Source organism: bacterium (genome assembly GCA_037131655.1).
GTDB lineage: Bacteria > Armatimonadota > Fimbriimonadia > Fimbriimonadales > JBAXQP01 > JBAXQP01.
This window is the reverse complement of the sequence record JBAXQP010000232.1, coordinates 1-4341: the sequence shown is the minus strand read 5'-3', so window position 1 is coordinate 4341 and position 4341 is coordinate 1. Positions and strand designations below refer to the sequence as shown.

General features: G+C 49.6%; 6 protein-coding genes. All 6 read left to right on the top strand.

Annotation, left to right across the window (positions count from 1 at the left end; genetic code table 11):
- Positions 1 to 358: carboxypeptidase-like regulatory domain-containing protein (locus WCO51_10230; GenBank protein ID MEI6513635.1), on the top strand; the 358-nt coding region annotated here is incomplete at its 5' end.
- 130 nt (positions 359 to 488) lie between these two features.
- A complete protein-coding gene (locus tag WCO51_10225) occupies positions 489 to 2357 on the top strand; it encodes a phage tail sheath subtilisin-like domain-containing protein (protein ID MEI6513634.1) in 1869 nt (622 codons plus the stop codon).
- A gap of 85 nt (positions 2358 to 2442) precedes the next feature.
- The gene (locus WCO51_10220) at positions 2443 to 2889 is read left to right on the top strand and encodes a phage tail protein (GenBank protein ID MEI6513633.1); all 447 of its coding nucleotides are present in this window, start codon (positions 2443 to 2445) and stop codon (positions 2887 to 2889) included.
- Between the two features lie 61 nt (positions 2890 to 2950).
- The gene (locus WCO51_10215) at positions 2951 to 3325 is read left to right on the top strand and encodes a phage tail assembly protein (GenBank protein MEI6513632.1); all 375 of its coding nucleotides are present in this window, start codon (positions 2951 to 2953) and stop codon (positions 3323 to 3325) included.
- A gap of 11 nt (positions 3326 to 3336) precedes the next feature.
- On the top strand, positions 3337 to 3483 hold the full coding sequence (locus WCO51_10210; GenBank protein ID MEI6513631.1) for a DUF6760 family protein: 147 nt from the start codon (positions 3337 to 3339) through the stop codon (positions 3481 to 3483).
- Between the two features lie 302 nt (positions 3484 to 3785).
- Positions 3786 to 4341: hypothetical protein (locus WCO51_10205; GenBank protein ID MEI6513630.1), on the top strand; the 556-nt coding region annotated here is incomplete at its 3' end.

The window sequence follows — 4341 nt, the reverse complement described above, 5'->3', positions numbered from 1 at the left end:
ATCGATCGCTGGGTTCGTGCGTGATGAGAATGAGCGTCCCTTACAAGGGGTGACGGTAGCAGTGACTCATTTGGAGCCTACTGCTGAGGATCTCATGTTGCCATTGCGTTCGGCGAGCACGGATAGCAGCGGATTTTTCTATGTTACTGGATTGCCGAAGGGGGAGTACCATGTACAAGCCCATATGTTTGAATACAGTCCAATAACAAATAGGGTTAATGTGCCCGACAACAACTATGCGGAGTGCAGCTTAGTAGCGAATAGAAATGAAACGCTTGTAGCGCTACGCGCACCCTGCTCGACCTCTGAACTTTCGAATGAAAATGAAGGGTCGTCAACTAAACGGAAGCAAAAGTAGCAATCAATTCACAGAATTGAAGAGAAAGGCGATGCGCTGTCGCATTCCTCTCAATAAGTGATTGGCTGTTCGTTGCGATGATAATGCAGTATGTTAAGAAGCTGCATAAGCCAATAAGGAGGGTTAGGAGATGCCTGAGTATCTATCACCAGGAGTGTATGTTGAGGAAGTTTCTACAGGGCCAAAGCCAATTTCCTTTGCGCCCACCTCAGTAACTGGGTTTGTGGGATTCGCCCAAAAAGGTCCGTTTAACAAACCGACGTTAGTCACTAACTGGACTCAGTTTGTCCAAAAGTTTGGGAGCTTCACACCAGGGACGTTTTTGGCGTACGCGGTGTATGGCTTTTTCCAAGAAGGTGGCTCGCGCTGCTACGTCCTTCGCATCGGCGGCGAAGGTAAGTCTGCAGATCCGACTGCGGCTTCACTGCCGTTAGGGGCATTGCGAATATTCGCCAAAACCCCGGGCGCAGTAGGACGCCAAATCAGCGTAATGGTCGATAAGGGTGAAACCGACGACAAGATTACGGTAACCATCAAGAAGGCCGACCAGGAAGAAAAGTTCGCTAACGTTACTTTACAAGAAGCGATTAATCAGATCAATGAAAAATCACAATTTGTAAAAGCTGAAGTGGACCCAGCAGGCAATAATGCGCTTCCTGCGCCATCCCCCAAAGGGAAATCTTCCAACCTTATGGGTGGAAGTGGCAGCGCGGCGGATGTGCCGGTTTCCAGCACTAACATCGGTCCGATCAAGTTCAGCGCTACGGTCGGCGGAATGGAAGCCAATACAACCACTGCACGTCTCTTCCATCCGGAAGAAATCGGCAACAAGGTTCCGTTTGGCCAGCTCGTGATCGAGCGCGGCAAAAAGACGGAAAAATTCAACAACGTCAACCTTGATGATCCCGCGAGCATCGTGGATCTCATCAACAACGGCAACGAGCAGATGGGCATCAGCGCTTCTGAACTCGTACGAGCCGAACTCAGCGGTTCATCCGATCCGATCGTGCCGAAGCTCTACTACTTTACAGGTGTGTCTCTGGCCAAAGCCAAGGATTTCACCGGCGATAAGAGCCTGCCCGAGCATACCGGATTCGATGCATTCGAAGAGTTTGAAGACATCAGCATCGTCTGCTGCCCCGACCTGATGGCCGGCGTGCGGCTCGTGAACGGCAAGGTTCATCCCGATGACCTCGAGATGATCAAGAACGTTCAGACTGCCATGATCGCTCACTGCGAGAAGATGCACTATCGTGTGGCCGTTCTGGATGCTCCGCCTAACATGAACCCGCAGGAATTGCGCGCATGGCGACGTGGCGAGCAAGAGTTCAAGGGAACCGGCGCTAACTATGACTCTGACAAAGCTGCGCTCTATTATCCTTGGATTAAGATCGCCGACCCTGTCAGCGGCAAGCAGATCCCTGCACCGCCGAGCGCCTACATGGCCGGCATTTATGGACGCAACGACCAAAATCGCGGCGTGCATAAAGCTCCTGCCAATGAAGTCATCCGAAGTGCCGTGGGTGTGGTCTACAACTGCACCAAGGGCGAGAACGATGTCCTTTATGGCTCGGAAAGCTGCAACGTTAACGTCATTCGTGAATTCCCAGGACGCGGTATCCGCGTTTGGGGCGCTCGCACTCTGGCCAGCGATCCTGAGTGGAAGTATCTGAACGTCCGCAGACTGTTCAATATGGTCGAAAAATCAGTTGGCGACAGTACGCATTGGACTGTGTTTGAGCCTAATGATTTCGATCTTTGGCAGCGGCTTAAGAGAGACGTCAGCGCTTTCCTCACCATCTGTTGGCGAGAAGGCATGCTCTTTGGTCGAACCGCCGGCGAATCTTTCTTTGTCAAATGCGATGAAGAAACCAACCCGCGCGAACTCATCGATCAGGGAAGATTGACCTGCGAGATCGGAATTTGTCCGTCAAAACCGGCTGAATTCGTGGTCTTCCGTATCGGTCAATGGGATGGCGGCACAAGCGTCGCCGAATAGTAGAAAATTCGCTTCCGGTCGCGCCTAAAGGCGTGGCCGGAAGTCCGACGATTAGAAAATAAAAACAGAAATGGAGGAATGATAAATGGCTGCAGGAGGAGTAGATCCCCTAAGAGTGCATCATTTCGCTCTGGAAGTAACCGGAGTGGATGAGTGCATATTTCGCGAATGCAGCGGCTTGGAAATGGAAATCCAGGTCGTTGAAGACTACCAGATGGATGCCAAAGGCAAGATGGTTCTTAAAAAATTGCCTGGCCCGATTAAGTACTCGAACATTATTTTGCGCCGTGGCGTGACGGACTCGATGAAACTCACCGAGTGGTTCCAGAAAGCCAAGGATGGCAAGATGGGTGAAGCGCGCAAGAACGGCTCGGTCGTTGCTTATGCGCCGGATGCAACTGAGGTCGCACGTTGGAACTTCACCAATGGGTGGATTTGCAAGCTTAAAGGCCCCACGATGCATGCGGGGCAAAATGAGATGTCAGTCGAAGAGTGTGAAATCACACACGAAGAACTGATACGCGCGACTTAAAACTGTCGAAGATAGCCTGGTCGATTGCGGTCAGGCTATCTTCTGAAAAGAGGATGAGTAATTGAAAGGATCAGCGATTCAAACTGAGTTTGACTTTACGTTGCCTATCGGGTTTGTCGACTCGGAAGGCACTCTCCACAAGAAGGGGAAAATGCGTCTGGCAACAGCCGCCGATGAGATTGCGCCCTTAAGAGATCCTCGCGTTCGCCAAAACGGTGCGTTTCTGGTGATAGTGTTGCTTTCAAGGGTAATTACCAAACTCGGCACATTGTCAGATATTAATCCCGGCGTTATCGAAGGACTATTTTCGGCTGATTTGGCATATCTGCAAAACTTTTATCGCCAAATCAATGAGACCGGTAATTCGATTATCAAAGTAAGCTGTCCCGAATGTCATACGGAAGTTGAGGTGGATGTCGGCAGCACGGGGGAATAACGTCCTACCCGATGGAACCCCTTTTCGAGGAGTTATCCTTTGTAGCGTACCATTTTCATTGGCCGTTTGAAGAGATACTCGAATTGGAACATCGGGACCGGCATCAACTGATCGAGCAAATAAGCCGTATTAATCGAAGGATAAGCGAAGCGGATTGAACGTCCGCATGATAAGCGTAGGGCGGGCGTTCGCCCGCCCTTTATTAACTAAATATGTGTTTCCGCTCAAAAATGCGGAACGTAACTGTAATCTATCGTTATAAAGTACATAACCACTTTTATGGGTGCTTAGGAGCCATGCTTACGTTCATTGAGCAGGAAATGCAGAAAGAACCATTTGGGCTCCCCAATGAGGAGTTGTTTTGCTATATCAACTCAAACAGTGGGAATGAACGTAGTGGGCAACTTATGACCCATACCGCTTCCAGTCTCATCCCGAAAAAAGAGGGGGTGAGAAGCCGATGTCTTTCTTAGGTATGAGGATTCCCTCAATAAATGAATTGAGCGCCCTTACAAGTGAGATGTCTGATCACGTCCTTACAAAATATTCCCCTGAATCGATGGGAAAAGAGTTTGGTTCTTTATTCCACCCAGGGGAGTTATCATTAATTCCTCAGGATCAAATCAAATCTGTAGGTGGTTCAGCGCTAAGATTTCGCCGTGAGATAGCCTCGAAAGCAAAGAATGGAATCGGCGCGTTCTTAGATGACCCCTTAGGTGAGGCCTTACATGTTGGAGGTTCTGCACTTCATTTTGGCCATGAGATGGCATCAAAAGCAAAGAAGGGTATAGGAAAAGGCACTGATGCAGCTCTGGAGTTTGCAAAGAACTCAGGACGAAACATCTTAGATGCCGGCGTCTTGGTGCTTCATTTTGGCCATGAGATGGCATCAAAAGCAAAGACGGGTATCGGAAAAGGCTCTAATGATGTTCTGGAATTTGCTAAGAAAACTGGACGAACCATCTTTGATGCAGGCTCCTCGGCTCTTCATTTTGGTGATGAGATTGCTTCGAAAG